Origin of the sequence: Roseibium aggregatum (assembly GCF_017309185.1) — a bacterium.
Classification (GTDB): Bacteria; Pseudomonadota; Alphaproteobacteria; order Rhizobiales; family Stappiaceae; genus Roseibium; species Roseibium aggregatum_B.
In genome coordinates, this window is record NZ_JAEKJZ010000001.1 from 970588 (window position 1) to 996082 (window position 25495).

23 protein-coding genes are annotated in these 25495 nt (G+C 62.1%); 16 read left to right on the plus strand and 7 right to left on the minus strand.

What is annotated here, in order from left to right; translation table 11 throughout:
- Positions 1-150: 150 nt before the first annotated feature.
- Positions 151-2172, plus strand: coding sequence for a tetratricopeptide repeat protein (locus JF539_RS04380; protein WP_207139118.1), 2022 nt, complete (start codon positions 151-153; stop codon positions 2170-2172).
- Positions 2173-2283: 111 nt separating this feature from the next.
- Here JF539_RS04380 and JF539_RS04385 read toward each other — a convergent pair whose 3' ends face one another.
- Entirely contained in the window at positions 2284-3225 is a 942-nt protein-coding gene (locus JF539_RS04385; protein ID WP_207139119.1) for a LysR family transcriptional regulator, read from the minus strand.
- Between the two features lie 77 nt (positions 3226-3302).
- Between JF539_RS04385 and JF539_RS04390 the strand changes: the two genes are divergently transcribed.
- Together JF539_RS04390 and JF539_RS04395 are read left to right on the plus strand one after the other, a co-directional pair.
- Positions 3303-4214 (plus strand): DMT family transporter, encoded by a 912-nt coding sequence (locus JF539_RS04390; protein WP_207139120.1) that lies wholly within the window; start codon positions 3303-3305, stop codon positions 4212-4214.
- Positions 4215-4314: 100 nt separating this feature from the next.
- Entirely contained in the window at positions 4315-4899 is a 585-nt protein-coding gene (locus JF539_RS04395) for a nitroreductase family protein (protein WP_209016997.1), read from the plus strand.
- Positions 4900-4946: 47 nt separating this feature from the next.
- Here JF539_RS04395 and JF539_RS04400 read toward each other — a convergent pair whose 3' ends face one another.
- Positions 4947-5603: a cupin domain-containing protein gene (locus JF539_RS04400; protein ID WP_207139121.1), complete on the minus strand. Its 657-nt coding sequence runs from the start codon at positions 5601-5603 to the stop codon at positions 4947-4949.
- A 238-nt stretch (positions 5604-5841) separates the two neighbouring features.
- On the opposite strand from JF539_RS04400, the gene JF539_RS04405 reads away from it, so the two are divergent.
- Positions 5842-7317 (plus strand): ATP-binding protein, encoded by a 1476-nt coding sequence (locus JF539_RS04405; RefSeq protein ID WP_207139122.1) that lies wholly within the window; start codon positions 5842-5844, stop codon positions 7315-7317.
- Positions 7318-7355: 38 nt separating this feature from the next.
- Here JF539_RS04405 and JF539_RS04410 read toward each other — a convergent pair whose 3' ends face one another.
- The gene (locus JF539_RS04410) at positions 7356-7670 is read right to left on the minus strand and encodes a hypothetical protein (protein WP_207139123.1); all 315 of its coding nucleotides are present in this window, start codon (positions 7668-7670) and stop codon (positions 7356-7358) included.
- Positions 7671-7918: 248 nt separating this feature from the next.
- Between JF539_RS04410 and hmgA the strand changes: the two genes are divergently transcribed.
- From hmgA to JF539_RS04450, 8 genes are all read left to right on the plus strand, one after another.
- The gene (hmgA, locus tag JF539_RS04415; RefSeq protein ID WP_207139124.1) at positions 7919-9292 is read left to right on the plus strand and encodes a homogentisate 1,2-dioxygenase; all 1374 of its coding nucleotides are present in this window, start codon (positions 7919-7921) and stop codon (positions 9290-9292) included.
- A 337-nt stretch (positions 9293-9629) separates the two neighbouring features.
- On the plus strand, positions 9630-10637 hold the full coding sequence (locus tag JF539_RS04420; RefSeq protein WP_207139125.1) for a fumarylacetoacetate hydrolase family protein: 1008 nt from the start codon (positions 9630-9632) through the stop codon (positions 10635-10637).
- Between the two features lie 154 nt (positions 10638-10791).
- Positions 10792-11742: an MBL fold metallo-hydrolase gene (locus tag JF539_RS04425; RefSeq protein ID WP_207139126.1), complete on the plus strand. Its 951-nt coding sequence runs from the start codon at positions 10792-10794 to the stop codon at positions 11740-11742.
- Positions 11743-11745: 3 nt separating this feature from the next.
- Positions 11746-12270, plus strand: a complete 525-nt coding sequence (locus JF539_RS04430) for a DinB family protein (protein ID WP_207139127.1) — start codon at positions 11746-11748, stop codon at positions 12268-12270.
- A 23-nt stretch (positions 12271-12293) separates the two neighbouring features.
- Positions 12294-13913 carry an FAD-dependent oxidoreductase gene (locus JF539_RS04435; protein ID WP_207139128.1) on the plus strand — a complete coding sequence of 540 codons (1620 nt, stop codon included), beginning with the start codon at positions 12294-12296 and terminating at the stop codon, positions 13911-13913.
- Positions 13910-14101 (plus strand): DUF2783 domain-containing protein, encoded by a 192-nt coding sequence (locus tag JF539_RS04440; protein ID WP_207139129.1) that lies wholly within the window; start codon positions 13910-13912, stop codon positions 14099-14101. The genes JF539_RS04435 and JF539_RS04440 overlap by 4 nt, the downstream gene beginning before the upstream one ends.
- A 461-nt stretch (positions 14102-14562) precedes the next feature.
- Entirely contained in the window at positions 14563-15744 is a 1182-nt protein-coding gene (locus JF539_RS04445) for an efflux RND transporter periplasmic adaptor subunit (protein ID WP_207139130.1), read from the plus strand.
- A gap of 22 nt (positions 15745-15766) precedes the next feature.
- Positions 15767-18916: an efflux RND transporter permease subunit gene (locus JF539_RS04450; protein ID WP_207139131.1), complete on the plus strand. Its 3150-nt coding sequence runs from the start codon at positions 15767-15769 to the stop codon at positions 18914-18916.
- A 27-nt stretch (positions 18917-18943) separates the two neighbouring features.
- Here JF539_RS04450 and JF539_RS04455 read toward each other — a convergent pair whose 3' ends face one another.
- From JF539_RS04455 to JF539_RS04470, 4 genes are all read right to left on the minus strand, one after another.
- Positions 18944-20206 carry a TRAP transporter large permease gene (locus JF539_RS04455; RefSeq protein ID WP_207140839.1) on the minus strand — a complete coding sequence of 421 codons (1263 nt, stop codon included), beginning with the start codon at positions 20204-20206 and terminating at the stop codon, positions 18944-18946.
- A gap of 53 nt (positions 20207-20259) precedes the next feature.
- Positions 20260-20811 (minus strand): TRAP transporter small permease subunit, encoded by a 552-nt coding sequence (locus JF539_RS04460; protein WP_209016998.1) that lies wholly within the window; start codon positions 20809-20811, stop codon positions 20260-20262.
- A 68-nt stretch (positions 20812-20879) separates the two neighbouring features.
- Positions 20880-21902, minus strand: a complete 1023-nt coding sequence (locus JF539_RS04465) for a TRAP transporter substrate-binding protein (RefSeq protein WP_207139133.1) — start codon at positions 21900-21902, stop codon at positions 20880-20882.
- A 32-nt stretch (positions 21903-21934) separates the two neighbouring features.
- On the minus strand, positions 21935-22504 hold the full coding sequence (locus JF539_RS04470; RefSeq protein WP_236042339.1) for a gluconokinase: 570 nt from the start codon (positions 22502-22504) through the stop codon (positions 21935-21937).
- Between the two features lie 121 nt (positions 22505-22625).
- On the opposite strand from JF539_RS04470, the gene JF539_RS04475 reads away from it, so the two are divergent.
- The 4 genes from JF539_RS04475 (at position 22626) to JF539_RS27835 (ending at position 25488) form a co-directional block, all read left to right on the plus strand.
- Complete coding sequence (locus tag JF539_RS04475) at positions 22626-23630, plus strand: LacI family DNA-binding transcriptional regulator (RefSeq protein ID WP_419247660.1); 1005 nt, start codon at positions 22626-22628, stop codon at positions 23628-23630.
- A 142-nt stretch (positions 23631-23772) separates the two neighbouring features.
- A complete protein-coding gene (locus JF539_RS04480; RefSeq protein ID WP_207139135.1) occupies positions 23773-24240 on the plus strand; it encodes a GyrI-like domain-containing protein in 468 nt (155 codons plus the stop codon).
- Between the two features lie 143 nt (positions 24241-24383).
- Positions 24384-25292: a LysR family transcriptional regulator gene (locus JF539_RS04485; RefSeq protein ID WP_207139136.1), complete on the plus strand. Its 909-nt coding sequence runs from the start codon at positions 24384-24386 to the stop codon at positions 25290-25292.
- A gap of 61 nt (positions 25293-25353) precedes the next feature.
- Entirely contained in the window at positions 25354-25488 is a 135-nt protein-coding gene (locus tag JF539_RS27835; protein ID WP_268957519.1) for a hypothetical protein, read from the plus strand.
- Positions 25489-25495: the final 7 nt, after the last annotated feature.

A 25495-nucleotide genomic window follows, 5' to 3' on the forward strand; every position in this document is an offset into this window, starting at 1 on the left:
CGCACATCTCTTGGGAATGTGGCGCGATCTCGTATAATAGTAAGCTCGGGGATTTTCCCCGGGCTTTGTTTTTTAAAAATTGGATTCGGGATTTTAAAGATGTTCGGGAGCTTCTCGTTAGGCCGGAAAATAAAACCAGTTCTTCTTGTTATGTCGGCCTTGTGCCTGACAAATCCAGCCGGCGCTGCGACCTTCCTGCCTTCGGTCCAGAACTGGAAACCCGACGACGGCAATGGAAACAGGGGTGGAAAACCAGCCGTCGACGTGCCGACCGCCAGCAGGTTGCTTCGCGATCAGGCGGAAATCGGCGTGCTGGATGGTCTGAGCGCGGATGAGGGGCCGTTGGCTGCGGCACTCGTGGCCATCAAGCGCGCGATCGATGGCGATCTTGTCGGCGCGGAAGCGGCGCTTGCCGCTTCCGGCGATGGCGAACTTTCCGGCGGCGAGAAAAGAATTGCCCGGGCGTTGATCCTGCGGGGGGAGGGCAAATTCGCGGAAGCGGCCTCGGTTATCGACATGCTGCTCGCGCAAGACCCGGACAATGCCTATGCGCAGAACCTGAGAGGCACGATCGCTTATCGCCTGGAAGGAGCCAAAGCCGCGCTTCCTTATTTCACCGCAGCTGCCGACGCAGGCCCGGAAGGCGCAACATACTGGTCAAATCTGGCGGCCGTGCTTATCGACGGCGGGCGGCGCGAGACGGGGCGCAGGGCGCTCTCGCATGCGGTTGCTCTCAGCCCGGAGACCTGCTCCACGCTCCTTGCTCTGGCAGCGCTGGAACTCGAGGACGGAGACCCCCGGGCTGCGGCGGAACGCTATACGGCCTGCCTGGAGACCGAGCCGGACAGATCAGACGCGGCAACGGGCCTGGTGTCTGCGCTGGTCCAGGCCGGAGACCTCGTCAACGCCCGCCAAACGCTTGAGCTCTACCGCGAGCAGGTTGAAAACGCCGCCCTTTTTTCGGTCGAAATCGCATTGCGCGAGGGGGCTCTGGCGCAAGCACAAAAAGATATCTCCCTGGTTCAGGACCAGGACAGCCCTCAGGTCCAGGCAGCCCTGGGCAGGCTGAAACTGGCGCTCGGACTGTGGTCGGAGGCCCGCTCCGCCTTTGAGGCAGCACTGGACCTTGCGCCGCAAGATCCGGTCGCCAGCGCAGGCTTGCGCGCCATGGCGCTTGCCGGCGGCACCGCGGCCGCTCCTGCGGTTGCCGGCGAAGAGGTTGCGGATGCCGAGGCAATATTCAGGGCGCTTGAGCTGATTTCAAACGGTTCGCCGGATCCCGCCGAGACAAGAGCCGCATTTGTGGCGGGACAGGGTGCAATCAAGCGATTTCGGGTCGATGGCCTGACGCAGGACGATCTTGTGAGGGACCTGCCTGCGGAAGCCGCACGCGAACTGGCCGTGCCCGTTTTCCTGGAAATGACTTCGACCAGGGGGCGAAACGCGGTAATGTTGACCGCGTTGTCGGAAAAATACCCCACGTCTGCGCTTATCAAGTTTTTCCTGGCGGATGCGATAGTCTCCGAAAACGGCGATGTTGCAGTCGCGTTGAACGCCCTGGAAGCGGCGCTTGCCCGATCCGGCCAATTCCTGGCGGCTCACCTGATGCGCGCGGATCTGGCATTGCGCAGTGGCGATCTCGCGACCGCGTTAAACGCGTATCGGATTGCGTCGGAAATTTCTCCCGAACCGCAGACGCTTCTGCGGGCCGGCTTGCTGGCCGAACAGCTCGGTGATCTCGATGCGGCGGAAGCCTCGTTGCGGGATTTCGTGGACCGCGCTCCGGACAGCTACGTGGCCTTGAACCAGTTAGGCTGGTTTCTGGTCAGCCGGCGAGGGGGGGGCGATGCTCTGGACGAAGGCGAGCGCCTGGCGTCCAAAGCCCTTGAACTCAAGCCGGGTAACGCTGCGATCCTGGATACGCTGGGCTGGATTGCCTACAAGCGGGGCGATTTGGACGCCGCACTGGAGAAGCTTGATGAGGCGGTCGCTGCGGCTCAGGGCAAATCGCCTGAAATCGTTCTGCACCTTGTGGAGGTCTCGTTGAAAGCCGGCCAGGACGACAAGGCTCGCGCGGCCTTGCGTCCGCTGTATTCCGATAAGGACAACAGCCCGCTTGAAAGCCAGATTAGTGCATTGGCCAAAGAGGCCGGGTTGGACCTGACCGATTGACGATCCCTTTCCGCGTCTGACTTTCTCGCTCGCGGACTGGTCGAGTTTTGACGCGCGCGCGAGAACGGTGTGGCACCGAGCGCATCGCTTGTCCCGCTAAGGGGGCGGCGGTCATCGGGTGTCGAAGGCGAGGGTCGAAAGCGACCGGTCGCTCTGCGCGCTCCAGTCCAGCAAGGCGGCGGCCAGCCGGGCCGCCGGACTGCTCTGCGGATCTGAGGTGCGCGTCACGCACCACCAGTCCAGGTAAAGGCCTTCCTCGCTGATCGGCCTTGCGACAAGCGTTCCGTCGGCAAGTTCCGGCTCGATGGCCCATTTGCTGAAGAGCGCGACGCCGTAATTGGCCCTGACGAGGTCGATTACGGCTTCTGGTGTCGGCATGGAGGACAGGCGCCGGAACGGCTGGACGGGATCCCCGAGCAGCGTGGTCCAGTCCAAACCGGGCTCGGCGGTTAACGGATAGATGAAAAAACGCGCATCGCCCATGTTGAGGCTGTTGACCACCGGTTCCGAGGCGAGGGGATGGTGTCTGGACATGACCGCCACGACCGGGTCGGCGCTGAGTTTGACCGAACGGAACCTGCCCGGATTGGGTTCCCGTCCGAAGATCAGGGACACATCCACCGAGCCGTCAAGCAGGGAGGTGAGCGGATGAGCCGTCGCCCGTCCCGAAAGGTCGACAGCGAGGTCCGGACATCGAGCTTCCAGAAAATCGAGAAAAGCCGGAAACCAGTGGTAACGGCTGTAGGTTGACTGTCCGAGACGCACAAGCCGCACTGCATCTCTGGCGGAGGCTTCCAGTTCCTGCTCCAGGCGAAAAAGCTCCGCCAGAAAGCTTTCACCCAGGCGCTTCAGCCGTTCGCCGCCGGAGGTCAGGTGCAGCCCGGTCTCGGCGCGCTTGACGAGGGGGAGACCGATCCGGCGCTCGGCTTCCCTCAATCTGTGTGAAGCGGCGGACTGGGTTATGCCCAGGCGCGATGCGGAGGCCGTCATGCTGCCGGTATCGGCAAGCGCCGAAAGCAGGGTCAGGTGATGAATAGCGAGCTTCGGTATCATATGGTCATGAAATCAGTTCATGAAAGAAATGAAAACTAAGAATTTTATTTGTGTCCGATTGCGCGCTAGCGAGGGGTATGACCCACGCTGCAATCCCACGGCCCGCACCGGGAGAGACAAGCGCGACGCTCATGATCGTCGCCTCCGCTATCTGTTTCGGCCTGATGCCCCTGTTTGTCCGGGAGCTTCAGGGTGAAGGGCTGGGGGCATCGAAAATCGCGCTGTACCGGTTCGGGTTCTCGGCTCTGTTTCTCGCTCCGTTCCTGCCTCTCAACAGACACAAGCTGAACAGTGCGCTGCTTCTGACGGGCGCCGGAATCGTTCTTGGTCTCAGTCTGATCGGATACCTGGATGCCATCAAAGCGGCTTCGGTCGCGGCCGCCGGCGTTGTCTACATGACCTATCCGGTATTCGCAGTCCTGTTTGCCTGGCTCCTGTTGCGCCAGCGGTTCACGGGGCGCTCTCTCCTGGCCGCCGGTCTGGTTCTGGCTGCAGCGGCGTTGTTGCTCGATCCGTCGTCTCTGTCGCCCGAGGTTTTCAAGGTTCTGCTGTGGGCCGTTCCGATGCCGGTCGCCATGGGGTTCGCGATCGTGGTTTTGAGCGGCTTGTCGGGCAACCTTACAAGTCTGGAGCGAGCAGCCTGCGCGCTGACGGGATCCGTGCTCGGATTGCTGCCTCTGGCCATCATCGAAGGCGAGGGCGCCATTCTGCCGGCCTCGACGCGGGAGTGGACGCTGATCGTCCTGATGGGACTGGTCACCGCCCTCGGACCGCAACTGCTCTATACCTTTGCCTGTCAGGCTGTCGGCCCGGTGCGTTCCGCCGCTGCGGGAAGTGTCGAGTTGCCGGTCATGTTCGCTCTCGGCTGGTATGCATTCGGTGAGACTGTCGGATTTCGAGAGCTTGTTTCCGCCTGTCTCGTGCTGTCGGCAATCCTTGTGGCGCCCGGGATCGCGACCCGGCCGGGAGGCAGTGCGAAGCCGGACTAAACTATCTTTTTAAAAAGTATCTTGATATTAAGATTAAAGAGGCCTATCTCCTGGGCGACCGGAAGACTTCTATCCCGACACGCTCAAGGAGACACTGCTCATGACGGACCGGAAACCCGATCATCCAATCGAAACTTTGTTTGTCGACCGCTGGTCGCCGCGCGCCTTTGACGGTTCGCAAATGCCGGAAGCGGATCTCATGACCGTTCTGGAGGCCGCGCGCTGGGCGCCCTCGGCATTCAACATCCAGCCCTGGCGCTTCGTCCATGCGCGGCGCTCCGACCGCGACTGGCAAAAGCTCGTGGATCTGCTCAACCCGTTCAACCGCGATTGGGCGCAGCATGCCTCCGCGCTTGTCTACCTGTTTTCGGACACGGAAGTCGACGGCAGGGACGGCAAGCCCAACCGGCCGAGCGGTACCCATTCCTTCGATGCCGGGTCGGCATGGGCCCATGCGGCGCTGCAGGCCACCGCGCTTGGCTATCACGCGCATGCCATGGCCGGCATTCTGATGGAGGAGATTTCGGAACAACTCGGCGTGCCGGAACGGTTCAAGCCGGAAATCGCAATTGCGATCGGCCGGCTTGGCGATGGTTCTCAATTGTCTGAAGACCTACGTGAGCGGGAAATTCCCAGCCACCGCAAATCGCTCGGCGAAATCGCATTTGCCGGGACCTGGTCATGACGATTGCTGGCGGCTGATGCCGGGGGCATGCTCTGCGTCCCCCGGCCTTAGCGCGACAGATGCCCGGTCTTGCGCCATACGCGCGCATCCTGCGAGGCGCGGATCGTCTGGCGGCTTCCGGCTGGCAACCTGAGCCATGTGCCCTGATCATAGCGGCCGTTCTCGTCCTCGAAGCTGCCTTCGATCACGAAATACTCCGCGCCGCCAGGAAAGAACTGTACGTCGAAGCGCGCGCCCTTGTTCCAGTGTAGCATGACCACTTCCTCGTCCGGGCGGACGAAAAGCGGCAGGATATGCTCTCCCGGCCGCCCGGCCTGCCAGCCGGCCGGATCCAGAGAATCGACCCGCACGTAGGCATCGTCGTCGTTTTGCATCTGGCGCAGTTTGACGAGGATCACCGCCCCCGGTTCGCTCGACGGCACGTGGCAGGAGCCTGGCGGATTGCGGACGTAGGACCCCTTTGGAAAGTCGCCGCTCTCGTCGGAAAAGACACCGTCCAGAACGAGGAATTCCTCACCAAGATCATGACGATGCGCGGAAAAGGAGGATCCCGGCGCAAATCGCACGACACTGGTGGCGCGGGCGACCTCCTCGCCGTCCCGCTCAAGCATCCGCCGCTCGACACCTCCCATCGGCGATGGCACCCAGTCGAGGCTCGCGCTGTCGACGACAGCCCGTTTTGTCAGATCGGCATGGATTTTCATCAAGTCACTCCCTCTCGATGTTCTTCTAGTTTGTATCGAATATAGTCGATTTTTCGCGCGGGAGGAGAGGGGCCGCCGTCAAGGACATTCGATATTAACGGTGGAATTCCGGGAAAACTCGGGCTTCCCTCCCAACCGGCTTTGCATAAGGCCCGGAATCGTGCTCACTACCGCACTGCATGAAATCTCGAGAATGGGGTGGGCGAAGCGTGTCGGTGTTCGCGCTTGACTGTGTCGCATGACGATTCAAATCGATATCGGGGAAATGAAAGGCGGAGGTTCCGCCGGGCTCGATCTGGAAGAGCTTCTGGCGACGCGTCTTTTGGTGCAGGGCAATTCCGGCTCCGGAAAGTCACACCTTCTGAGGAGACTGCTGGAGCAGTCCGCGAACTGGGTTCAGCAGGCGATCATCGACCCCGAGGGCGATTTCGTGTCGCTGGCCGACAAGTTCGGCCACGTGGTGGTGGACGCCGTGGGAACCGAAAAAGACCTTCAGATGATTGCCGGCCGCGTGCGCCAGCACCGGGTCTCTGTCATCCTGAACCTCGAAGGCCTCGACGCGGACCGGCAGATGAAGGCGGCCGCAACGTTCCTGGACGGATTGTTCGACGCGGACCGGGACCTCTGGTACCCGATGCTGGTGGTTGTCGACGAAGCGCAGCTTTTTGCCCCCGCCGCTGCCGGCGAGGTCACGGAAGAAGCCCGCCGCCGGTCGCTCGGGGCGATGACCAACCTGATGTGCCGGGGGCGCAAGCGCGGTCTTGCCGGAATTATCGCCACCCAGCGTCTGGCGAAGCTCGCCAAGAACGTGGCCGCCGAGGCCTCCAATTTCCTCATGGGCCGGACCTTTCTCGATATCGACATGGCCCGCGCCGCGGATCTGCTCGGCATGGAACGCCGTCAGGCGGAGGCTTTCCGCAACCTGGACCGGGGCCATTTCATTGCCCTCGGCCCGGCGCTGTCCCGGCGCCCTGTGCCGGTCAAGATCGGCCCGGTGGAAACCATGGGTCGTGGCGGAAGCCCGAAGCTGATGCCGCTGCCCGAGCAGCCCAAGGCGGAAGCCAAGGACCTGATCTTCACTCCGGGCGCCGACGAGGTGCAGCCGGTGCGCCAGCGTTTCGTTGAGCCGGTCGTATCCACGGGCGAGGTTCTGGACCGGCTGAGCCATGCCGGCGAGGCGGGGGCAAGGGACGTGCCTCAGGCCGAAAGCCTGCTCGAGTTCGGCGAACGCGAAGAGAAGATCGGGGAGATCATCGCGGGTATTCTGGAGGACGAGGAGGCCGCCTTTCAGCCGATCGCGACGCTTTACCAGGATTTCCAGGTCCGCTGCCGGATCGAGAAACTGCCGGGTGGCGCACCGGATCTTCAGACCTTCCGGGAAAAGCTCTCTGTCGCGCGCGCCGGTGTCGAAAAGGGTGAACTGGATGACGGCGCCTGGGCTCAGGCCGAGCTGATCGCCGCCGAACTGCCCGACGACATGCGCGGGGTCTATCTGCTTCTGGCCAAGGCGGCGCTCGCCAAGGCGCCGTGCCCCGGCAATCTTGAAATCGCGACCGCCTACGGTACCCGCTCCCCGGGCCGGGCCCGCTGGCTTCTCAGCCACATGGAAGAACGGGGATTCCTTGTGTGCGCCACCGACCTGCGCGGCAACCGCATCGTCACCCTGACCGATCTCGGCTGGCAGACGGCGCCGGGCGACGAGGCGGCAGCCTGAGATAAACGTCCAAGGCTCCAGGCTTTCCTAGAGTTTTGTTAGATCGTCGGACGCATCCGGCGCGCCGTTTTGGTGGACGCCGCCTCGCTCGCCGGCTTCAGCGCCAACAGATACTCCAGATGCGACAGCTCCAGGGCGATGCCGTCGATCGTCCGGCTCAAGACGCTCTCCAGATAGCTGCCGGCCGGCGATCTTTCCCGGATGAGAATCGCGCGGTCGCGCGCCTTGCGCAGATAAAGCATCATGCTCCGGACTTCCTCAGGCGAGACATCCGTGACAGCCACATCCGACAGCGAGGAAACAGCGGGCATCGCAACGGAAGACGGCTCAAGGCAAGGGTCGGCCAGACGCATCGTTCACCTCAAATGTTCATGTTATGTTCTATTTGATATCAGCATATGCCTCAGGGGGCAAGTTGAATCCGGAGGAAAGGCCGGAAGTGCTCCGTAAAGGCCGGGCGGCTTTTTGAAAAACGTTGTTTTACAAAGCGCTACGTCTGTGGTGTCCGCGAAAGAAGTCCGTGTTCCGGAGTTCGCCTTGACGCCTTGAATGGAAAAAGTTACATCTGTAACTAATTTCATCTCTGGACCGGGAGGACGTCATGGATCAGAGAACGGACAGCACCCAGAATTTCGCAAAATCCGGCAGGAACGTTCCGGACCTGGACTACATGCCGGGTTTCGGCAACGACTTCGAGACGGAAGCCCTGCCGGGCTCTCTGCCGCAAGGCATGAACAGCCCCCAGAAATGCGCCTACGGCTTGTACGGCGAGCAGCTATCCGGAACCGCCTTCACGGCGCCGAGCCATCAGAACGAGCGCACCTGGTGTTACCGTATCCGTCCGTCGGTCAAGCACACCAGCCGGTTCCGCAAGATCGATCTGCCTTTCTGGAAGAGTGCGCCGAATGTCTGCGAGGACGTGATCTCGCTCGGCCAGTACCGCTGGGATCCGGTCCCCCATTCCGGCGACGACCTGACCTGGCTGTCCGGCATGCGCACCATGACGACCGCCGGGGACGTGAACACCCAGGTCGGCATGGCCAGCCACATCTATCTGGTGACACGCTCGATGGAGGACGAATATTTCTTCTCCGCCGACAGCGAGCTTCTGGTGGTGCCGCAGGAAGGGGTCCTGCGGTTCTGGACCGAGCTTGGCGTGATTGAGCTGGAGCCCAAGGAAATCGCCATCCTGCCGCGCGGCCTTGTCTACCGGGTCGAGCTGGTCAGCGGTCCGGCGCGCGGCTTCGTCTGCGAGAACTACGGCCAGAAATTCGAACTGCCGGGCAGGGGGCCCATCGGCGCCAACTGCATGGCCAACCGGCGCGACTTCAAGACCCCGGTCGCCCATTTCGAGGATCGCGAGGTGCCGTCCACACTGACCGTGAAATGGTGCGGTCAGTTCCACGAAACCGACATCGGTCATTCGCCGCTCGACGTGGTTGCCTGGCACGGCAACTACGCGCCGGTAAAATACGATCTGCGGACCTATTGCCCTGTCGGCGCGATCCTGTTCGACCATCCGGACCCGTCGATCTTCACGGTTCTGACGGCGCCGTCCGGCGTGCCGGGCACGGCCAATATCGACTTCGTCCTCTTCCGCGAACGCTGGATGGTGGCCGAAAACACGTTCCGGCCGCCCTGGTACCACAAGAACATCATGTCGGAGCTCATGGGCAACATCTACGGCCAGTACGACGCCAAGCCCCAGGGCTTCGTTCCTGGCGGCATGAGCCTGCACAACATGATGCTGCCGCATGGGCCGGACAACAATGCCTTCGAGGGCGCATCAAATGCCGACCTCAAGGCGGAAAAGCTCGAGAACACCATGTCCTTCATGTTCGAGACCCGCTTCCCGCAGCACCTCACGGAATTCGCCGCCAAGGATGCCCCGCTTCAGGACGATTACATCGACTGCTGGGAGACCCTGGAAAAGAAATTCGACGGCACGCCGGAAGGCACCTGGGACAAGAAATGAGTTCAGCTTTAACGATAAAGTCCGTCTCATTGCGAAGGAAGTCGACTTTGAAGTTCCTCGAAAGACACTTGCTCCCTTCTCCCCCCTTGAGGGGGAGATGTCCCTTTTGGGGACAGAGGGGGGAAACAGCCTCTCGGAGCACTATAAAATTGGTCGGTTTCGCGGAAGGGGTGTCCCCCCCTCTGTCGGCGTGCGCCGACATCTCCCCCTCAAGGGGGGAGACCGGAGCAAGCAGCACGGCTCGGAGGTTTCCTGACCGCAATCCAATCATGAAATTCGGCTTTCTTGCTGCCGAAAAATTACAGCCCTCTCATGCTATTCCAGGGAACCGCAGACCATGAAACTGGCATCGCTCAAGGACGGCAGCCGGGACGGCAGGCTGGTGGTGGTCAATGACCGGCTGACTTACTGCACGGACGCGACCCACATCGCGCCCACACTTCAAGCCGTGCTGGACGATTGGGAGCACCTTGCGCCCAAACTGGAGCTTCTCGCCGAAAGCCTTTCGCATGAGGCCGTGCCGACGCTGCGGTTTCACGAGCATGACGCCCTGTCGCCGCTGCCGCGCGCCTATCAGTGGGCGGACGGCTCGGCCTACGTCAATCACGTCGAGCTGGTGCGCAAGGCACGCGGCGCCAAGATGCCGGAGAGTTTCTGGACCGACCCGCTGATGTATCAGGGCGGGTCCGACACGTTCATCGGCCCCCGAGATCCGATAACGATGGCGGACGAAGCCTGGGGCATCGACATGGAGGGCGAGATTGCCGTCGTCACCGGCGATGTACCGGCCGGGATTTCGCCTGAGGACGCGCTGGACAAGATCCGCCTTGTCCTTCTCGTCAACGACGTGTCGCTCCGGGGGCTCATCCCCGGCGAACTCGCCAAGGGCTTCGGTTTCTTCCAGTCCAAACCGTCCTCGGCGTTTTCACCCGTCGCCGTCACGCCGGACGCGCTTGGCGAGGCGTGGCGGGACGGCAAGCTGCACCTGCCGCTTCATGTCGACCTCAACGGTGCCCCCTTCGGCCGGGCCAATGCCGGCATCGACATGACCTTCGATTTCGGCCGGTTGATTGCCCATGCCGCCAGAACGCGGACCCTCTCCGCCGGCACGATCGTCGGCTCCGGGACCGTCTCCAACAAATTGAACGACGGTCCGGGCAAGCCTTTGAGAGAGGGCGGCGCCGGCTACTCCTGCATCGCCGAACAGCGCGTGGTCGAGACCCTGCTTCAAGGCGAGGCCAAGACCCCGTTCCTGAGGTTCGGTGATACGGTCAGGATCGAAATGCTGGACGATGATGGCCATTCGATCTTCGGCGCGATCGAGCAGAGGGTGGAAAAGGCTTGAGAGGCAGCGTTTACATGGTCGTTACACGTCCACCGTGCCATTCCGGACAACTGCAGCGGAGTTGCGCGCCGTGCGTCCGGAATGACGCCGCCCTCTCTGCTTTGTGAAGCCATTAGAAAATTCAACAACGCCAACAAATTGGCCTGGAGAGCATATGAGCAAGCAATTCGCATCCGCCGGCGATATGGCCGAAAAAGAGATTTCCTTCACCGAGATCGGCCGCGATCTGTGGGCGTTCACCGCCGAGGGCGATCCGAATTCCGGCGTCATCATCGGTGACGACAGCGTCATGATCATCGAAGCCCAGGCGACGCCGCGTCTGGCCAACAAGGTGATCGAGAAGGTGCGCTCCGTCACCGACAAGCCGATCACCCATCTGGTTTTGACCCACTACCATGCCGTTCGTGTGCTCGGCGCGTCCGCCTATGGCGCCCAGGCCGTCATCATGAGCGAGAAGGCTCGCTCCATGGTCGTCGAGCGTGGCCAGGAAGACTGGGATTCCGAGTTTGCCCGCTTCCCGCGTCTGTTCCAGGGCCACGAAAGCATTCCCGGCCTGACCTGGCCGACGGTGACCTTCAATGACCGCATGACTGTCTATCTCGGCAAGCGCCGGGTCGATCTGATGTTCCTGGGCCGGGCGCACACCGCCGGCGATATCGTTGCCTATGTGCCGGACGAAAACGTCATGTTCACCGGCGATATCGTCGAATATCACTCGGCCTGCTATTGCGGCGATGGTCATTTCCACGACTGGCCGGGCACGCTGGAGCGCATCCGCAACTTCAATCTCGACGCTATCGCGCCGGGGCGCGGCGACGCGCTTGTCGGGGCGGACACGGTCAACGCCGCACTGGACTCCACGAAGGATTTCGTCCGCTCGACCTACAAGCCGGTCGCCCGCGTCGCGCTGCGCGGCGGGTCCCTGAAAGAAGCCTGGGATGCCTGCCGGGCGGAATGCGATCCGAAATTCTCCGACTACGCGATCTACGAACACTGCCTGCCGTTTAACGTCGCCCGGGCCTATGACGAAGCGCTCGACATCGACACGCCACGCATCTGGACCGCCGAACGGGACGCGAAGATGTGGGCGGATCTGCAGGGCTGAGCCATGAGCGCGGTTCTGGATCACTTGAGGCTGATGGCGCGCAACAACGCCTACGCCAACGAGTTGCTCCACGAGGCTTGCTGCAAGCTGAGCCAGGAGGAATTCGAGGCCGAGCGCGCCGGCTTCTTTCCGTCGATCCTGGCGACGCTCAATCACATCTGGGCCGTCGACCGCTACTACGTCGACGCCCTGTGCGAGGAAGGCAGTGGGCGTTCGGTGTACCGGACACCGCCGTTGGAAACGGCTGAAGAGCTGAGAACCGCGCAGAAACGGGAAGACGACAAGCTCATCCGCTTTTGCGACGGCCTCGGCGAAGCCGATATCGAGCGTCGGATCGCACAGGACCGGGGGGAGGCCGGAGTGTTTCAGGAGACCGTCGGCAACACGCTCCTGCATCTCTTTCAGCACCAGATCCATCACCGCGGACAGGTGCACGCGATGCTGTCGGGAACCGGCGTCGCGCCACCGCAACTGGACGAGTTCTTTCTCGAGTTCGACCGCCATCCGGCGGCTGAAAAATACATGTGACACGGGAACCGGGAGGAAAACCTGTGACCAAACTCTTTGAAGTGCCGCTATATCCTTACCGGTACTCGCCGGACCAGGACGCGCCCACGCCGGTCCGCCACCCGGTCGTCATCGTCGGCGCCGGGCCTGTCGGTCTCGCGCTTGCGATCGACCTCGCCCAGGGCGATGTGCCGGTCGTTGTTCTCGACGACAACGACAAGGTCAGCGTCGGTTCCCGGGCGATCTGCTTTTCCAAACGCTCGCTTGAAATCTTCGATCGGCTCGGCTGCGGCGACGAGATGGTCGACAAGGGCGTCGTCTGGAACACCGGCAAGGTTTTTTTCGGCGAGCGGAAGATCTATGAGTTCGATCTGTTGCCGGAAGAGGGCCACAAGCGTCCGGCCTTCATCAATCTGCAGCAGTATTATTGCGAGCTTTACCTGGTGGAGCGTGTCCGCGCCCTGCAGGCCGAAGGCAAGCCGGTCGAGATTCGGGGCCGGAACCGGGTGGAGAACCTCGTGCGCGAGGGCGACCACACGCTGGTCACCGTCGAGACCCCGGAAGGCGCCTACAATCTTCAGGCCGACTGGCTGATCGCCTGCGACGGTGCCGGCTCGCCCGTCCGCAAGATGCTGGAACTCGATTTCGTCGGCCGCGTCTTTGAGGATAATTTCCTGATCGCCGACGTGATCATGAAGGCGGATTTTCCCACCGAGCGCTGGTTCTGGTTCGATCCGCCCTTCAACAGGGACCAGTCCGCGCTCCTGCACAAGCAGCCGGACGGCGTCTGGCGGATCGACCTTCAGCTTGGCTGGGACATCGACAAGGAAGAGGAAAAGAAACCGGAAAACGTCATCCCGCGGTTGAAGCAGATGCTGGGCGAGGAAATCGACTTCGATCTGGAATGGGTCTCGATCTACACCTTCCAGTGCCGCCGGATGGAGCAGTTCCGTCACGGGCGGGTGATCTTTGCCGGCGACAGCGCGCACCAGGTCTCGCCCTTCGGCGCGCGCGGTGCGAATTCGGGTTTTCAGGATACGGACAATCTCGCCTGGAAACTGAAGCTGGTTCTCGACGGAAAGGCGGACGAGGCGCTTCTGGACAGCTACGGCGTCGAGCGGGAACTTGCGACCGATGAGAATATCCTGAACAGCAGCCGGTCGACCGACTTCATCACGCCGAAATCCGAAATGAGCCGGATCTTTCGGGACGCGGTTCTGGACCTGTCCGAACATCATGCCTTTGCCCGGCCGCTGGTGAATTCCGGTCGCCTGTCGGTTCCGTCCACCTATGACGGGTCCCCCCTGAACGGGCCCGACGCGGCAGGCTTGCCGGCGCGTACGCGTCCGGGCAGCCCGGCGGTGGATGCGCCGGTCGGAAACGGCTGGCTGCTCGACAAGCTTGGCGGCGACATCTGCGTTGCCGGGTTCGGTTGCGAGGTGCCGGAGCGGATGGAACGTCAGGGCGTTTGCCTGTCCGGCCTGACCGTCTCGAGCGGGGAGATCAGCGCGCAGTTGAAGGACCGGTATCTCGGCGATGCCGAACAGGCCATCTACCTCATGCGCCCGGATCAGCACGTCGCCGCCCGCTGGACCGATCTGGACTGGCAGGAGATCGATGCCGCGCTGGTCAAATTGCTCGCCAGGGAAGGGACGGTACAATGACGGCAATCCTCGACAAGACAAACCTTACCCGGCCGGACGATTTCTATGCCGACCTGCTCGCCGCTCACGAAGGCCTCAGCAAGGCGGAAAGCGACGCCTACAACGCCCGGCTGATCCTCCTGATGGCCAACCACATCGGCGACAGGGAAAGCTTGCAGATGCTTCTGGAGACCGCCAGGAGGAAGTGAGCCTGGTGTGGGGTGCTCCAAAGCGTCAGAACGCCCATGGTCTCACCTTGAAGAAATTTGGTCATGATGCCCGATCGTTGTCCCGGTTTGACGGTCTGGCGTCACGCCGGGATCCTGTACGCCGTGTAACAAGCGAACGGAAAACAAAGCGAATTCAGAAATGTGCCGGGTCCCTGCCTTCGCAGGGACGATTAATGGAACGTGACGCGCCGCGATAGTCAGGCTCGCTTCCGCCGACAGGGCTCCTGGAAACTCGATTGCACTTCGATCGGCACGTACATCCGGCGTTATCGGTGGACCAATCCGATGAAGCCGGTTCACAAACCGAAATATCACGACAATTTGGTACACTAAATCGTTTGAGGCCCCTGGGCCTTTGCCGTAGAGAATTGAAAGCTTGTGAAAAAGCCCTAAAGACAACCATCTGCGGCATTGGTTCCCCGCGCTGACTGGAGTGTCCGTTGTCCGTTCTGAAACAGCTTATTGTCACGGTGATTCTACTGGCCGTCGCGGCCGGGCTCTGGGCACGGTTTTATCCTGGAGCGGGCGATTACCTGACCGCTTGGGGGATCCGGGACTGGGTGCCTTTCGAGGTCGCCGAGGCCGTGCAGGAAAAGTCAGGCGCGGGCGGGCGCTCCCGCGGGACGCCGCAAGGCGCGGTCGTGGCGACGCCCGTGGTCGAGGTCAAGATCAACGACCGCCTGTCGGCCATCGGCACCAGCACCGCATTACAGACCGTTGCCGTGATGCCGTTCAGCAGCGGCCGCCTGACCGAAATTCTGGTCCGTTCCGGCGCCACTGTGGAACGCGGCGAGGTGATTGCAAGGCTGGACTCCGATGCGGAGGAGATTGCCGTTTCCCGCGCTGGCAACGCGCTGAAGGACGCCGAAGCGCGGCTTGAGCGTATCAGGGTGCTGCGCAAGACCAATACCGCGACGGCGGTGCAGGAAACCGACGCCGAGCTGGAAGTGCAGAACGCCCGTCTGGAACTGAAGGCGGCCGAACTGGCGCTTGCAAGGCGGTCCATCGAGACGCCGATCAGCGGCATTGTCGGCATCCTGCCGATCACGGCGGGCAACTATGTCACGTCTCAGTCGGTGATCGCACGGATCGACGATCGCAGCGAGATCCTGGTCGATTTCTGGGTGCCGGAACGCTTCGCAGCAACCATGAGGGTCGGTGCTCCTTTGACCGCGACCTCGGTCGCCAGGCCGGGCGAAACCTTCAAGGGCGAGATCAGCGCTGTCGACAACCGCATTGACACCGACAGCCGGACACTCCAGGTCCGGGCCCGCTTCCCGAACGAGAACGACACGCTGCGCGCGGGCATGTCCTTCCAGGTGTCCATGACCTTTCCCGGCGACACGTTTCCGGCGGTCGATCCGCTTGCCGTGCAATGGGGCTCGGACGGAGCCTTTGTCTGGGCGGTGCGGGACGGGAAGGGCGCACGCGTGCCGATCGACATTATCCAGCGCAACACGGACAGTGTTCTTGTCCACGCTCCGCTGACGACCGAGGACGAAGTGGTCACCGAAGGCATTCATCTCGTGCGCGACGGGGCGGAACTGACGATCGCAGAACGCAAGCAGGCGCCGGCCTCTTCGGCACCGCCCGACGACACGAAGACCGCGAGCGGGTCCTGACCCTGAAACGGAGGCGGCAAGCATGAAAAGCCTGAAGAACTTTGGTTTCACCAGCCTGTTTGTCCGCCGGCCGGTCTTTGCCTTCGTGATCAACATGCTGATTGTGGTGGCGGGGCTCGCTGCGATGTTCGGCATAGAGATCCGGGAATTGCCCGATGTCGACCGGCCGGTCATTTCGGTCAGGACCGACTACGATTCCGCTGCCGCGGAAACCATCGACAGGGAAGTGACCGGGATCATCGAGGGCGCGGTTGCGCGGGTCTCCGGAGTGAAGTCGATCTCTTCCACGTCCTCCTTCGGCCGCAGCCGCGTTACAGTGGAATTTGCCGACGATGTCGATCTGGACGTCGCCGCTTCCGATATGCGCGACGCGCTCGGCCGCATCGCCAACGACATGCCGGAAGACGCGGATGCGTCCCGAATCGTGAAAGCGGACTCAAACGCCCAGCCGGTCTTGCGTCTCGGTGTGACGTCCGATCGCCTGTCGGTCGAGGATATGACCGTTCTCGTACAGGAGGAAATCGAGGACACGCTCGCCGCCGTCCCGGGCGTCGCGGACGTTCAGGTCTATGGCGACCGGGACAAGATCTTCCGGATCGACATCGACCAGGCCAAGATGGCGAGCCTCAACCTGACGCTCGCCGATGTCGCCAATGCGCTGTCATCGATGGCGTTCGACACGCCGGCCGGTTCCCTGACCAGCCAGAACCAGGATCTGACGGTACGGGCATCCGCGACCATCAACACGCCGGAAGCCTTCGAGAACATCATCATCAACCGGCGCGCCCGGTTGAGGGACTTCGTAACCGTGACGCTCGGTCCCGATCTCGGCCAGACCCAGCTCCGCGCCAACGGTAAGTCGGGCATCGGCATGGGCATCATCCGCTCGGCCCAGTCGAATACGCTGGAGATTTCCCAGGGTGTGCGCGAAGCCGTCGACAGGCTTCAGGAGAACCTGCCCGAAGGCACGACGCTGGAGGTCACCAGCGACGATGCGACCTTCATCAACGGGGCCATTCACGAAGTCGAAATCGCCCTGATCATTTCCGTCAGCGTCGTTCTCCTGATCATCTACATCTTCCTGTGGGACTGGCGCGCGACGCTTATTCCGGGCGTTTCCCTGCCCGTCGCCCTGATCGGGACCCTGGCGGCGATCTACCTCGCTGGGTTCTCGATCAATATCCTGACCCTGCTCGCCCTGGTTCTGGCGACCGGTCTCGTCGTGGACGACGCCATCGTCGTTCTTGAAAACATCGTCCGGCGGCGCAACGAGGGCATCGGCCCGCGCGCGGCCGCCGTGCTTGGAACCGAGGAGGTGTTCTTCGCGGTTCTGGCGACCACCGCCACGCTGATCGCCGTCTTCGTGCCCCTGTCCTTCCTGCCCGGGCAGACCGGCGGCCTGTTCCGAGAATTCGGCTTCGTGCTTGCCATCGCCGTCTTCCTGTCGTCAATCGTTGCCCTGTCGTTGTGTCCGATGCTGGCCTCACGGCTCCTGAAAGGCGGTTCCGATGCAAAGGCGAGTGAAAAATCCGGCGGCCACAGTGGCCCGGTCGGTTCGCTCGGCCGTCTTTTGGGCGGGTTTTACAGCAAGTGCCTGACCGCCTGCCTGAATGCGCCAATCGTGGTGCTGGCAGTATCTGTCGTCTTTGCCGGAACGGCGGGCATCTTGTTCGGGACAATCAAGTCGGAACTGACACCTTCGGAAGACAGATCCATCGCCTTCATGAGCATCTCGGCCCCCGAAGGCGTCAGCCTGGATTACCTGTCCCAGGAAATGCGCAAGATCGAGCAATTGCTCCAGCCTTACCTGGACAGCGGCGAAATGGTCAGCACCTTTTCCGTCGCCGGCCGGGGCGGTACCAAGAACAAGGGGTTCATGGTGATGCGTCTGGCGCCCTGGGACCAACGGGCCCGCTCCCAGCAGGACATCGTTTCGGAAATCTCCGGGCTCGTGCGCGACGTGCCGGGCGTGCGCACCTTTGCCTTCCAGCCCAACAGCCTCGGCATCCGGGGCGCGGGATCGGGCCTTCAATTCGCCGTTTCCGGCAGCGTCAGTTACGCGCTCCTGGGGGAGACGGCCGAAAAGATCATCGCGGAAATGGAAAAGGATCTCCGTTTCCGCCAGGCGCGCCTGTCCAATCAGGCCACCCAGCCGCAGTTGAAGGTGACCGTCGACCGCGAACGGGCGTCCGATCTCGGTATCGACATCGCCGGTCTCGGCAACGCCGTCCAGGCCATGCTGGACGGGCGCAAGATCGGCCAGGTGTTCATCGAGGACCAGGCCTACGACGTGAAATTCGTTTCCACGACGAACCCGATCAACGACCCGACGGACATGGAGAACATCTTCATGAAGACCGGCGACGGCCGGTTCGTGCCTGTTTCGACCATTGCAACACTTGAGGAAATCGCTGTTCCCCCCGCGCTGACCCGCGAACAGCAACTGCGTTCCGTTGCCATTACCTCGGCGCTCGCGCCCGACTTCGCACTCGGCAACGCCTACGAGGAAGTGCTGAAGATCGCAGAACCGCTGCTGCCGCCGGGCGCGCGCATCATACCGCTCGCCGAAACGGCGACCCTCGGCGAACAGTCGGAAAGCATGGCCGCCGTCTTCGGCTTCGCCATCGTCATTATCCTGCTGGTGCTGGCCGCCCAGTTCGAAAGCTTCATCAGTGCGATCATCATCATGGCAACCGTGCCTCTCGGGCTCGCCTGCGCCGTCTTCGCCATGCTCCTGACCGGCACGACGCTGAACGTCTATTCCCAGATCGGACTGGTGCTTCTGGTCGGCATCATGGCCAAGAACGGGATCCTGATCGTGGAATTCGCCAACCAGCTCCGCGACCGGGGGCAGGGCGTGCGCGAGGCGATCGAAAACGCCGCCACGATCCGCCTGCGCCCGGTGATGATGACAATGATCTGTACCATTGTCGGCGGCGTGCCGCTGATCATGGCTTCGGGCGCCGGCGCCGAGGCGCGCATCGCGCTCGGCTTCGTCATCGTCGGCGGTCTCGGCCTTGCAACCGTCTCCACCCTGTTCCTCACCCCGGTCGCCTACCTGCTTCTCGGCCGCTTCATCACCCCCGCCGTTCAGGAGGAACAGCGTCTCCACCGGGAGATGGAAGAAGCGGAGTCTCTCGGGAACGGGGAAGCGCAGGTTCCGGGAGAATAAGGTCCGTAACCTAGAGAGGCGTGTTTCCTATCGACCGGTAATCCACGGGGCGACGATCAGGATCGCAACCGCCAGCACCTGCAAAGCGATGAACGGCAGCAGGGAGCGGAAGATCGTTGCCAGGGAAATGTCCGGTGGCGCGACGCTCTTGAGGTAGAAGGCGGCCGGGCCGAAGGGCGGCGACAGGAACGACACCTGCATGTTCATGCAAAACAATACCCCGAACCAGACCGGATCATATCCGAGATCCTTGATGATCGGAACGAAGATCGGCATGGTCAGCAAGGCGATGCCGACCCAGTCGAGGAACATCCCGAGCACGAACAGGATCAGCATCATGAACAGGAGGACGATGGTCGGGTCGTTCGAAATGCCGGAAATCAGCGCGGAAACGAACTTGATGCCGCCCATCAGGTTGAAGACGCCAACCAGGGCGCTGGCGCCGATGCCGATCCAGACGATCATGCCGACGGTCTGAAGCGTCTGAAGGGCCGCGCCTTTCAGAAGGTCGAGCGAGAACTCGCCACGCACGACCGTCGACAGAAGCACACCCGCCACGCCAACCGCGGAGGCTTCGGTCACACTGGCGATACCGCCGTAAATCGAACCGAGCACGCCGGCTACCACGGCAAGAGGCAGGACCAGGCCCTTGAGCAGGCGGAGTTTTTCCGGAAGAGGCACACTCTCGCCGTCCGGAACCGGTGCGGCCTCCGGGTTGAGATAGGCCCGGATCAGCACATACGCGACGTAGAAACCGGCCAGCATCAGCCCTGGAACGAAGGCCGCGGTGAACAGGTCGCCGACCGAGACATTCGCCGTCAGGCCGTAGATGATCAGGACGATCGATGGCGGCACCATGGTGCCGAGCGCTCCCCCGGCGCAGACAACGCCGATAGCCAGATGCTTGTCGTAACCGAGCCGCAGCATCTGTGGAAGGGCGACCAGTCCGAGCAGGACGACTTCCCCCCCGATGATGCCGCTCATGGCCGCCAGGATCACCGCCACCACAATCGTCTGGATGGCGACCCCGCCGCGCAGGCGGCCGCCGACCAGCTTCATGGCGTCGAACAGGTCCCGGGCAATTCCGGAGCGGTCCAGGATCGCCGCCATCAGCACGAACATCGGCACCGAAACGAAGACGAAAGACGAAACAAAGGAATAGACCCGGCTCGTGATCAGAGGAACGACCATGGGACCGAACCAGCCGAGCGCGAAAATGAGAGCGACCAGCAGGGTGACAAAGGCCAGCGGGATGCCGGAGACCAGGAGGCCCAGAAGCATCGCGAACATGAGCAGCGTGCCGAACTCGATGCCGAGCGACTGGAAGGAACCGAAGAACTCGATCACTTGCGCCCCCTGGCGTAATTGAAGGCGAGAAGGAGAAACTGGACCGCCATCACGGCCATCACGGCCAGCAGGAAGACCTTGATCAGGCCGGGATAGACCGGGTCCCAGGCACTGCCGGAACGTTCAAGCCGGAAGCTGCCGTCCGGGCGGAAGGCGGCCTTCTGCACCATGAGCCAGGCGGCCCAGGCGAAAATGCCGCTGGCCAGTGCGCAGATCAGTGAGATGACGATATCGAGCCCGCGCCGGAGCCTTGCCGGCAGGGCGTCGTATATCAGGACCACACGGATATGCCGGTCCCGCGCCGTGCAGTAGAGCCCGCCGTAGAGGAAGGCGGCGCCGCACAGGAATATGGTCGTTTCGTGCGCCCAGATTGTCGGAGCGTTGAAAAGATAACGCAGCAGCACCTCGTTCAGCAGAATCAGCATCGAAACGACTATGCCGCCGGCAAAGAGCAGGCCGGTCTTGTCGATCCACCTGCCAAGCCGCCCGGCTTCCGCTATGGCACCGGCGTCCTGGTCCTGCTTGGGCGCTTCCTTCGGTTCCGCCACGTTTTCCTCCCTTAACTTTGAAAACGGGCGCCCGAAGGCGCCCGTCCGACTGTGACCGGTGCAGGGGCTTACTGCATCATGCCGTTTTCTTTGAGGTAGCCGGTCAGGACATCGTAAACCTTCTGGGCGTTTTCGGAGCGCTCGGCAACCTTGGCCCATTCTCCGGTCGCGATGGTGCGGAACTTGGCGCGCTCCTCCTGAGGCCAGTCGATAACGGTCACCTTGCCGCCCGCCTTGGCTTCCTCGACGGCCTGGAGGTCACGCTCCGCCAGGGCGGCGACCTGGGACTTGGCGAATTCCACGACGCTTTCCTCAAGTGCGGATTGCAGTTCGGCCGGAAGGGCGTCCCACTTGTCCTTGTTTATCGAGATTTCAACCAGCGGCATGGAATGGAAACCCGGATAGACCGGGTAGGGCGCGACGCCATGCATTCCCTGCGCATGATTGGTCGAAAACACGGTGTAGTCGGCGGCGTCGATGACACCCTTGTCCAGACTGGTAAAGACTTCGGACCCGGGTAGGTTGACCGGAGCGGCGCCAGCCGCGGCGAAGACCTGCTGCACAAGACCTTCCGGGGCGCGCATCTTCAGGCCTTTCAGGTCGTCCACGCCGTTGAGCGGCACCTTGGAAACGAACGCCTCGAGGCCCGGCGTCGTGGCGCCGATGAAATGCAGCCCGTAGGGCTCGACCAGCTCGTTCATCAGTTCCTTGCCACCGCCTTTGGCCATGAAGGCGAACATTTCGTCCGGTGACGACCAGGCGCCAACCGGGTTGGCGATCAGGCCGAAGGCCGGATCCTTGCCGGCGAAATAGGATGTATCCGTGACATGGCCGTCGAGAATTCCGGCGGAAATCGCATCCTGGGTTTCATTGTGTGCAACAATCGATTCCACCGGCAGCAGCTCGATTTCGACTCGGCCGCCGGTCTTTTCCTTGACCTTTTCGGCCCAGCCCTGCTGCAGTTCGAAATTCGGGTTTCCGGCTGGGTCGGAAGACTGGAAGCGGAACGAGAAGTCCGCTGCCATTGCGGTGGTCGCGAGCGCGCCCGCCGCTGCGGCGGCGAGGGCGGTTCTGGTCAGGTGTTTCAGCATGGGTTCCTCCCGGATATGGAAATCGCCTCCCGTCACGAGGCGATGGTTGCTTGGGGCGGCGCAATGCGCCCCAGTTCTTCCAGGGCGCTGTCGACCAGCCGGTCGATCGGCCTTGAAATCTCAAGGGTTATGCCGGCTTCTCCGGCTTCAAGCGGTTCCAGTGTCGCCAGTTGGCTGTCCAGCAGCGGTTCTCCGACAAAATGTCCCTGCCGTCCCGCGAGCCGCTCGGCGATTAACGCGCGCGGACCGGTCAGGTGGATGAAACGGCAAGAGGGCAAGGCGGCGCGCAGCCTGTCGCGATAAGTGCGCTTCAGGCTGGAACAGGCGATCACCGCGCCGCCTTCGCAATAGATCATCAATTTGGCAGCCAGAGTGACCGCGTCCAGCCAGGGCATGCGGTCGGCGTCGGAAAGCGCTTCGCCAGCGGCCATCTTGCGTTTGTTTTCGGGGCTGTGAAAGTCGTCCGCTTCGACCATGCCGATGCCGAGCCGTTGTGAAAGCCGGTCGGCCAGCAGGCTTTTGCCGGCACCGCACACTCCCATCACGACGATTGCGGCATCGCTTGCGGCCGATGTCGGCTCACCCTGCATTTCCGTCCCCATTTCTTTCATCTTGTTGAACCATAAAAAATGGTAGCGCTAACATTTTGTCAAATCATTTTTTCTGGCCTATCATTTTCGTCCGAGATTGAAATTGTTTAACCTTTTGTCCTGGAAGGATAATTTGAGAGTAACAATTGCCGATGTTGCCCGGGAGGCGGGTGTTAGCGCTATGACCGTCTCACGCGCTTTGCGCGATCCTGACAAGGTCTCGGAAAAAACTCGGGCAAAGATCCGCGCGGTGGTCGACAGGCTCGGTTATGTGCCGGATCCGGCGGCGAGTGCGCTGGCGACCGGCAAGACCAATGTCATCGGAGTGATCGTGCCGTCGGTCACCAACAACGTGTTTTCGGACGTGATGCGCGGTATCTATGAGGTGGCGGAGGGGTCGATCTGGCAGATCCAGCTAGGCAATTCCCGCTATTCGCCGCTGGAAGAGGAAAACCTCGTCCGCACGTTCCTGAGCCAGCGTCCCGCGGGTCTCATTCTTTCCGGGCTCGATCAGTCGAACGAGACATCAAGACTATTGAGGTCCGCGGATTGCCGCATTGTCCAGATCATGGAATGCGGGCCGGATCCATATGACTTGATGATCGGTTTTTCTCATGTCGAAGGCTCGGCGGCGGCCACCCGCCATCTGGTGTCGGCCGGCTACCGGAAGCCAGGTTACATCGCGGCCCGGCTCGACCCGCGCAGCCAGCGGCGCCTTGCCGGTTTCCGGAAGGCGGCGGAAAAGGCGGGCGTGTTCGAGCCCGGCCGGATCGTCACCACCCCAAGGCCTTCAACAGTGACGCTCGGCTGCGAATTGGTTGCGGACTTGCTCTCCAAGGCGCCGGACACGGACGCGGTCCTTTGCAACAATGACGACCTGGCCCTCGGGGCCTTGTTCGAATGTCAGCGGCGCGGCCTGCGTGTCCCGGAGGACATCGGAATTTGCGGCTTTAACGACCTGGAGATGATGGCGGTCGCCAATCCGCCGATTTCCAGCGTTCGTACGTTCCGTCTCGATATGGGCCGAGAGGCTCTGCGTATGCTGACGGAAGCGCTTGCCGGCGTCGAACCTGACCGGCCGATCGTCGACCTCGGCTACGAGGTCATGCCGCGCCGGAGTACCGCGCGGAACGGATAGGCTGCGACCGCCAGGGGCCGTTCACACGCGCTTGCATTCATGTGTGATACGCTTTTTCCAAAACCACAGGTCTTTTGACCGGGGCAGGCCCCTAACCGCACCGCTTTTTTCTTGCCCTTCACCAGCACCGGACCGACGCGCCATGCCCGATTTCAAACTGATCGATGTTTCCGAAACGCCTTATCTTTTTGTCGCCGCAACCAGTTCCACGGCGCCGGGAGAAATCGCGTCTGCAATGGGGAAGGCCCTGCAGCAGGTTTGGGACTTCATGCAGGCGGAGGGGATTGCGCCTGCCGGCGGCGCGCTGTCGGTCTATGACACCTATGATCCCGCCCAAATCACCTTCCGCGCGGGCTTTACGGTCAGCCGCGAGGATATGGCAAAGGCGAGGGCGGGCGTCGAAGCCGATGTCACTCCGGCCGGCGAAGTGCTGCATTTCGTCCACAAGGGTCCCTACAGCACGTTGCGCGACGACTACGGTCTCATGATGGCCCACATTGTGGAAATCGGGCGCGAGATTTCGGCGCCGACCTGGGAAGTCTACCTGAACGACCCCACCCGGGTCCCGGAAGAAGAGCTTTTGACGGAGGTCTATTCGGTCCTCAAATAACGGCCGGCCGAAAGACGTGGCCTGGCCAGGCTTCTCCGGCGCCGTGGAAACACGCCGGGCCCACCACCTTCATTTGAGGTTGACATTCCAGCCGCTTGGAATTGAGGTTGGCCGGACTCTCAATCCTCTCCGGCCGGCTACAAATGTCCTTCACGATCAGGCAACTCCAGTATTTCGTCGCAGCGGCGGAGCGGAGTTCGATTTCGAAGGCTGCCCAATCCTTCAATATTTCCCAGTCCTCGGTCACAGAGGCCATCAAGGAACTTGAGAGCGACCTCGGTGTCCCCTTGTTCGAGCGTCATTCGCGCGGGCTGACGATCACCCACAAGGGACATCAGTTCCTGCGGCACGCCACTTCGATCCTGGCAAGTGTTTCCAACGCACGGCGCGCCTTCGCGGAGCCACCCGATGCGGCTCCGGGCCGGCTTCATCTCGGCGTGACCTCGCTGGTCGCGGGCTATGTTCTGTCCGATATCCTGGCCAGATACCGGCGCGCCTATCCGGGTGTGGAGGTCTCGGCCATCGAGGACAGCGGCGAGTATCTGGAACACCTTCTGATCGGGGGTGAACTCGATGTCGCGGTGATGGTGGTGTCCAATCTTCGCGACACGATGGCCTTACAGTCGGAAATCCTTGAAGTCTCCCCGTATCGGCTCTGGTTGCCGATCGGTCACCGGCTGGAAACGCCCGACAGCGTCGCGCTCGCCGACCTCAAGGGCGAACCCTTGATCATGCTGACCGTGGACGAGATCGAGGAGGCGACGGGCAAGCTTCTCGGTGTTCTGGGGTCGAGGCCGCCTGTCGCCTTCCGGACGCGCTCCGTGGAAGCGGTGCGTTCCCTGGTTGCCACCGGCGCCGGCGTTGCCATTCTTCCCGACCTTGTCTACCGCCCCTGGTCCCTGGAAGGGGACCGGATCGAATCCAGGGATATCGGCGGCACTCTGCCCGTCGTTCAGGTCGGGATTGTCTGGCGCCGGGGGTCCGTCCCCAAGCCGACAACGGCCAATTTCATCGAACTCGCAAAGGCGCAGCGCATGCTGCGCAACCGGTAGGGCGGCGGTTTTCAGGCCGGGATTTCCTTCTCCGCGACGCTTCTCCGGGAGTGGCAGTGCGATGAAATTTGATATCGGAAAAACCGATAGAACGTTTCTTTATTTTGAATTTGCGAATGCAGCAGGAACGGCGCAAGCTTTCCCGCACAAGAAAAAAGCTGGAAAAATCACCTCCAAAAACCGCATTCTATTCTGAGGGGAAG

Bases quoted from the DNA above. Each gene is read 5' to 3' on its own strand.
- JF539_RS04380 (WP_207139118.1), top strand. From the start codon at position 151: ATGTCGGCCTTGTGCCTGACAAATCCAGCCGGCGCTGCGACCTTCCTG.
- JF539_RS04450 (WP_207139131.1), top strand. From the start codon at position 15,767: ATGAAAAGCCTGAAGAACTTTGGTTTCACCAGCCTGTTTGTCCGCCGG.
- JF539_RS27835 (WP_268957519.1), top strand. From the start codon at position 25,354: ATGAAATTTGATATCGGAAAAACCGATAGAACGTTTCTTTATTTTGAA.
- JF539_RS04480 (WP_207139135.1), top strand. From the start codon at position 23,773: ATGCCCGATTTCAAACTGATCGATGTTTCCGAAACGCCTTATCTTTTT.
- hmgA (WP_207139124.1), top strand. From the start codon at position 7,919: ATGGATCAGAGAACGGACAGCACCCAGAATTTCGCAAAATCCGGCAGG.
- JF539_RS04425 (WP_207139126.1), top strand. From the start codon at position 10,792: ATGAGCAAGCAATTCGCATCCGCCGGCGATATGGCCGAAAAAGAGATT.
- JF539_RS04470 (WP_236042339.1), bottom strand. From the start codon at position 22,504: ATGGGGACGGAAATGCAGGGTGAGCCGACATCGGCCGCAAGCGATGCC.
- JF539_RS04430 (WP_207139127.1), top strand. From the start codon at position 11,746: ATGAGCGCGGTTCTGGATCACTTGAGGCTGATGGCGCGCAACAACGCC.
- JF539_RS04410 (WP_207139123.1), bottom strand. From the start codon at position 7,670: ATGCGTCTGGCCGACCCTTGCCTTGAGCCGTCTTCCGTTGCGATGCCC.
- JF539_RS04420 (WP_207139125.1), top strand. From the start codon at position 9,630: ATGAAACTGGCATCGCTCAAGGACGGCAGCCGGGACGGCAGGCTGGTG.
- JF539_RS04455 (WP_207140839.1), bottom strand. From the start codon at position 20,206: ATGTTCGCGATGCTTCTGGGCCTCCTGGTCTCCGGCATCCCGCTGGCC.
- JF539_RS04395 (WP_209016997.1), top strand. From the start codon at position 4,315: ATGACGGACCGGAAACCCGATCATCCAATCGAAACTTTGTTTGTCGAC.
- JF539_RS04485 (WP_207139136.1), top strand. From the start codon at position 24,384: ATGTCCTTCACGATCAGGCAACTCCAGTATTTCGTCGCAGCGGCGGAG.
- JF539_RS04385 (WP_207139119.1), bottom strand. From the start codon at position 3,225: ATGATACCGAAGCTCGCTATTCATCACCTGACCCTGCTTTCGGCGCTT.
- JF539_RS04405 (WP_207139122.1), top strand. From the start codon at position 5,842: ATGACGATTCAAATCGATATCGGGGAAATGAAAGGCGGAGGTTCCGCC.
- JF539_RS04440 (WP_207139129.1), top strand. From the start codon at position 13,910: ATGACGGCAATCCTCGACAAGACAAACCTTACCCGGCCGGACGATTTC.
- JF539_RS04465 (WP_207139133.1), bottom strand. From the start codon at position 21,902: ATGCTGAAACACCTGACCAGAACCGCCCTCGCCGCCGCAGCGGCGGGC.
- JF539_RS04390 (WP_207139120.1), top strand. From the start codon at position 3,303: ATGACCCACGCTGCAATCCCACGGCCCGCACCGGGAGAGACAAGCGCG.
- JF539_RS04400 (WP_207139121.1), bottom strand. From the start codon at position 5,603: ATGAAAATCCATGCCGATCTGACAAAACGGGCTGTCGTCGACAGCGCG.